Source organism: Ralstonia sp. RL (assembly GCF_001683835.1).
Lineage (GTDB): Bacteria > Pseudomonadota > Gammaproteobacteria > Burkholderiales > Burkholderiaceae > Ralstonia > Ralstonia mannitolilytica.
This window is the reverse complement of sequence record NZ_LWRX01000128.1, coordinates 1-4,603: the sequence shown is the minus strand read 5'-3', so window position 1 is coordinate 4,603 and position 4,603 is coordinate 1. Positions and strand designations below refer to the sequence as shown.

Annotated in this window: 7 protein-coding genes and 1 tRNA gene; all 8 read left to right on the top strand. The window is 61.4% G+C overall.

All coding sequences use genetic code 11. The features are described from left to right. Window positions 1-141: 141 nt before the first annotated feature. A tRNA-Trp gene (locus tag A6M56_RS11625) sits at window positions 142-217 on the top strand. A 57-nt stretch (window positions 218-274) separates the two neighbouring features. Continuing rightward, window positions 275-655 carry a preprotein translocase subunit SecE gene (gene secE, locus A6M56_RS11620; RefSeq protein WP_045785071.1) on the top strand — a complete coding sequence of 127 codons (381 nt, stop codon included), beginning with the start codon at window positions 275-277 and terminating at the stop codon, window positions 653-655. Window positions 656-667: 12 nt separating this feature from the next. Further along, complete coding sequence (nusG, locus tag A6M56_RS11615) at window positions 668-1,252, top strand: transcription termination/antitermination protein NusG (protein ID WP_045785070.1); 585 nt, start codon at window positions 668-670, stop codon at window positions 1,250-1,252. Window positions 1,253-1,428: 176 nt separating this feature from the next. Next, entirely contained in the window at window positions 1,429-1,860 is a 432-nt protein-coding gene (rplK, locus tag A6M56_RS11610; protein ID WP_045785069.1) for a 50S ribosomal protein L11, read from the top strand. 2 nt (window positions 1,861-1,862) lie between these two features. Continuing rightward, window positions 1,863-2,558, top strand: a complete 696-nt coding sequence (gene rplA, locus A6M56_RS11605; RefSeq protein ID WP_045785068.1) for a 50S ribosomal protein L1 — start codon at window positions 1,863-1,865, stop codon at window positions 2,556-2,558. Between the two features lie 374 nt (window positions 2,559-2,932). Then, a complete protein-coding gene (gene rplJ, locus A6M56_RS11600; RefSeq protein ID WP_045785067.1) occupies window positions 2,933-3,433 on the top strand; it encodes a 50S ribosomal protein L10 in 501 nt (166 codons plus the stop codon). 63 nt (window positions 3,434-3,496) lie between these two features. Continuing rightward, complete coding sequence (rplL, locus tag A6M56_RS11595) at window positions 3,497-3,874, top strand: 50S ribosomal protein L7/L12 (protein WP_045785066.1); 378 nt, start codon at window positions 3,497-3,499, stop codon at window positions 3,872-3,874. Between the two features lie 442 nt (window positions 3,875-4,316). Continuing rightward, window positions 4,317-4,603, top strand: a 287-nt coding sequence (locus A6M56_RS11590; RefSeq protein ID WP_286758145.1) for a hypothetical protein, incomplete at its 3' end; no start/stop codon positions are given.

Genomic DNA, 4,603 nt, shown 5'->3' with positions numbered 1-4,603 from the left:
GTGAAGGCGGCCGTACCGTCGGCGCCGGCGTCGTCGCCAAGATCATCGAGTAAGTGCTGTAACTCTTCCGTGCGGCTGCCAACCGGCCGCACGTGAAGTGCCAGAGTGGGGTTGACCGCACGGCAACCCCAAAGCTGTTTTAGGGGTATAGCTCAACTGGCAGAGCGTCGGTCTCCAAAACCGAAGGTTGGGGGTTCGATTCCCTCTGCCCCTGCCAATTCATCAGCCGCGTAGCGCGATATGGCGCCACGCGGCTTAGTCTCGTTTGGGAAACATGGCCAATCCGAACGTCGAAACCGTCAACACCGCCAGCGGCAAGTGGCTGCTGGTCGTGGCGTTCCTGCTGGTGGTCGCCGGGGTGATCGGTTTTTACCTGCTCGCACAGCAACCGAGCTATGTCCGCGCAGCCTCGCTGATCGGCGGGCTGGTGCTGGGTGCCGGCGTTGCCCTGGTGTCCGCGCCTGGGCAGAGCTTTATCGAATTTGCCCGCGAGTCGTACCGCGAAGTTCGCAAGGTCGTCTGGCCGACGCGCAAGGAAGCGGGGCAGATGACCGGTTTGGTGTTCGCCTTTGTGGTGATCATGGCTGTGTTCCTCTGGTCTGCGGACAAGCTCATCGAGTGGGTGATCTTCTCGCTCGTGCTGGGCTGGAAATAATCGGGTGAAGCCATGACGGATAACGTAGCGAACGACACGTCGACGGATTCTTCCGCGCCGGCCTCAAAGAAGCGCTGGTATGTCGTGCATGCCTACTCGGGCATGGAGAAGAGTGTGCAACGCGCGCTGCAGGAGCGCATTGATCGCGAAGGCCTGCAACACCTGTTCGGCCAGATTCTGGTGCCGTCAGAAGAGGTGATGGAGAACAAGAGCGGTCGGAAGACTGTCACCGAGCGCCGCCTGTTTCCGGGCTATGTCTTCGTTGAAATGGAGATGACGGATGAAACGTGGCACTTGGTCAAGAACACGTCCAAGGTGACGGGCTTCATCGGGGGGTCGGGCAACCGGCCCTCGCCGATCTCCAAGGGTGAGGTCGACAAGATCATGGCTCAGATCCAAGAAGGGGTCGAGAAGCCGCGTCCGAAGACGTTGTTCGAGGTGGGCGAGATGGTGCGCGTGAAGGAGGGCCCGTTCACCGACTTCAACGGCAACGTCGAGGAAGTCAACTACGAGAAGTCGCGTCTGCGCGTTTCCGTGACGATCTTCGGTCGAGCGACACCGGTCGAGCTCGAGTTCGGCCAGGTCGAAAAGGTATAAGGAATTCGGTGCGGCGGGGAGAACCCGTTGTGCCAGTCGCCGGATCCAGCGGATGCGGCGGGCAACGGCGGCAAGGCCGCCTGCGCCAACAGAGGAGCGTCAGTCTTGTGCTGATGCGTTACCACTCAACAGGATTGCTCTCGCGTTGACGCTTGGCAATCCGGATTGGAGTCAAGATGGCCAAGAAGATTATTGGCTTTATCAAGCTGCAGATCCCGGCTGGTAAAGCAAATCCGTCCCCGCCCGTCGGCCCGGCCCTGGGTCAGCGCGGTCTGAACATCATGGAGTTCTGCAAGGCGTTCAACGCGCAGACTCAAGGCATGGAACCGGGCTTGCCGGTGCCGGTGGTGATCACCGCCTACGCCGACAAGAGCTTCACCTTCGTCATGAAGTCGCCGCCGGCGACCGTGCTCATCAAGAAGGCTGCTGGCATCCAGAAGGGTTCGTCGAAGCCGCATACCGACAAGGTCGGCAAGATCACCCGCGCCCAGGCTGAAGAGATCGCCAAGGCGAAGAACGCGGACCTGACCGCAGCGGATCTCGACGCCGCCGTGCGTACGATCGCCGGCAGCGCCCGTTCGATGGGTATCACGGTGGAGGGCCTGTAATCATGGCAAAGATTTCGAAGCGCGTGGCCGCAAACAAGGCCAAGGTGGAGCGCACCAAGTTCTACCCGATCGACGAAGCGCTGAGCCTCGTCAAGGAATGCGCGAGCGCCAAGTTCGATGAATCCATCGACGTGGCCGTGCAACTGGGCATCGACGCCAAGAAGTCGGACCAAGTCGTTCGCGGCTCGGTGGTCCTGCCCGCTGGTACTGGCAAGTCGGTTCGCGTGGCCGTGTTCGCCCAGGGCGACAAGGCTGAGCAAGCCAAGGCGGCTGGCGCAGAGATCGTCGGCATGGAAGACCTGGCTGAGCAGATCAAGGCTGGCAACATGGATTTCGACGTCGTGATCGCTTCGCCCGACACGATGCGTATCGTCGGTACGCTGGGTCAGATCCTCGGCCCGCGCGGCCTGATGCCGAACCCGAAGGTCGGTACCGTGACGCCGGACGTCGCGACCGCCGTGAAGAACGCCAAGGCGGGTCAGGTGCAATTCCGCGTCGACAAGGCCGGGATCGTCCACGCAACCATCGGCCGCCGCTCGTTTGAGCCGGCTGCTCTGAAGAGCAATCTGGCAGCACTGCTGGATGCGCTGAACAAGGCCAAGCCGGCATCGAGCAAGGGGGTGTACCTGCGCAAGATCGCCGTCTCGTCGACGATGGGCGTGGGCGTGCGCATCGACCAGGCGACCCTGGCCGCCTGATCGTTCGATCATTCGCGCCGGGTGACCCGATAACCATCCCGGCGTTTGCTGTTTCTCTGCGTGGCTCCGGCCGCGCGGTCCCTGGCAGCTTCAGGGAAGAACTTTGGGCAGCGGCAGATGTTTGTGCGAACAGACAGATGCCGCTGGTTATCAAAGACCGTTGGCGGTGACGGGCTCCTTGGTTGGAGCCGGCGCCTTAATCGCGACGCGGCGTGGTAACGCACCGCGCTGCAGCCAACGCAGATGGCGCCCCCGAAGGGAATGAGTGACTTTGGTATTGCCGAAGTGATTTGTGCCAATCGGACGCCGTACTTTTGGACTGACCGAGGCGACCGCTGCATCCGCGGGAGCCAACGTCGTTTTGGAGCTTAACCGTGGCACTCAATCTCGAAGATAAGAAGGCCGTCGTGGCCGAGGTAACGGCGCAAGTCGCCAAGGCCTCGACCATCGTCGTTGCTGAATATCGCGGTATCACGGTTGGCGATCTGACCAAGCTGCGTGCGCAAGCACGCCAGCAAGGCGTCTACCTGCGCGTTCTGAAGAACACGCTGGCTCGCCGCGCTGTGGAAGGCACGCCGTTTGCCGAACTCGCCGAGCAACTGACCGGCCCGCTGATCTACGGTATTTCCGAAGACGCAGTGGCCCCGGCCAAGGTGCTGAACGATTTCGCCAAGGGCAATGACAAGCTGGTGCTGCGCGCCGGTTCGTACGATGGCAAGGTGCTCGATGTCAACGGCGTGAAGGCCCTGGCAACGATCCCGAGCCGCGAAGAACTGCTCAGCAAGCTGCTGTTCGTCATGCAGGCGCCGGTGTCGGGCTTCGCCCGTGCCCTGGCTGCGCTGGCCGAAAAGCAAGGCGAAGGCGCCGCAGCCTAATCGGCCGCGATACCTCGCACAGATCGCACGATCGATACCGAATCACATTCTGGAGTTATTCAAATGGCAATCACCAAAGACGACATCCTGGAAGCCGTTGGCGCGATGTCCGTGATGGAACTGAACGACCTGGTCAAGGCGTTCGAAGAGAAGTTTGGCGTGTCGGCAGCTGCAGTGGCAGTGGCCGGCCCGGCTGCTGCTGGCGGCGCCGCTGCTGCTGCGGAAGAGCAAACCGAATTCACCGTGACGCTGAAGAGCGCCGGCGCGAACAAGGTTGGCGTCATCAAGGCCGTGCGTGAAATCACCGGCCTGGGCCTGAAGGAAGCCAAGGACCTGGTCGATGGCGCACCGAAGCCCGTGAAGGAAGGCGTCGACAAGAAGACTGCCGACGAGCTGGTGAAGAAGCTGGTGGAAGCCGGCGCGGAAGCCGAAGCCAAGTAAGTGCAGGTCTCGCGTGCCGCATCCGGTACGCGACGGAGGCTGGCAAAGGGACATTTCCCGGCGCCAGCCTTTTTGCGCTTGTGGGACCGGTTGTTGAGCGATCCCGCAATCACGCGATAAGTCGGCTTGGAGTCTCTTTTACCGGATATCCGGTCGCAGGTCTGAGCCAGGCCAGCAGAGGCCAAACATCAGTGGCACACTAGGCAGTTCGCAGTCCGCTGATGTTTGTCTTCTGAACCGACTGCAGAAGGCAAGTTTGGTCGGGTGCTCCCCCGTCCGTGGCATGCGCTCCATGGGTGCATGTGCGGGCGGCGCGCGCAGTACCGTCAGCCAGAGGTTGGTAGCGGCCAACCGCCAAATCCCGTCACCAGTCGCTGAACACCTCAAGTGTTGGTCGTGACCTTCGCCCGTCCGTCTGCGCTTGCGATGATTCGGAGATCCCATGGCGTACAGCTTTACCGAGAAAAAGCGTATTCGCAAGAGTTTCGCGAAGCGCGCAACGGTTCATCAGGTTCCCTTCCTGCTTGCCACCCAGATTCAATCGTATACCCAGTTCCTGCAAGAAAACGTGCCTGTGGCACAGCGCAAGAACGAAGGCCTGCAAGCGGCGTTCAACGCCATTTTCCCCATCGTGTCGCACAACGGGCTGGCACGCATGGAGTTCGTGTCGTACCACCTGTCCAACCCGCCGTTTGACGTCAAGGAATGTCAGCAGCGTGGTCTGACCTA

Excerpts from the sequence above, each read along its gene's own strand:
- secE (WP_045785071.1), top strand. The coding sequence starts at position 275 with ATGGCCAATCCGAACGTCGAAACCGTCAACACCGCCAGCGGCAAGTGG.
- nusG (WP_045785070.1), top strand. The coding sequence starts at position 668 with ATGACGGATAACGTAGCGAACGACACGTCGACGGATTCTTCCGCGCCG.
- rplK (WP_045785069.1), top strand. The coding sequence starts at position 1,429 with ATGGCCAAGAAGATTATTGGCTTTATCAAGCTGCAGATCCCGGCTGGT.
- rplA (WP_045785068.1), top strand. The coding sequence starts at position 1,863 with ATGGCAAAGATTTCGAAGCGCGTGGCCGCAAACAAGGCCAAGGTGGAG.
- rplL (WP_045785066.1), top strand. The coding sequence starts at position 3,497 with ATGGCAATCACCAAAGACGACATCCTGGAAGCCGTTGGCGCGATGTCC.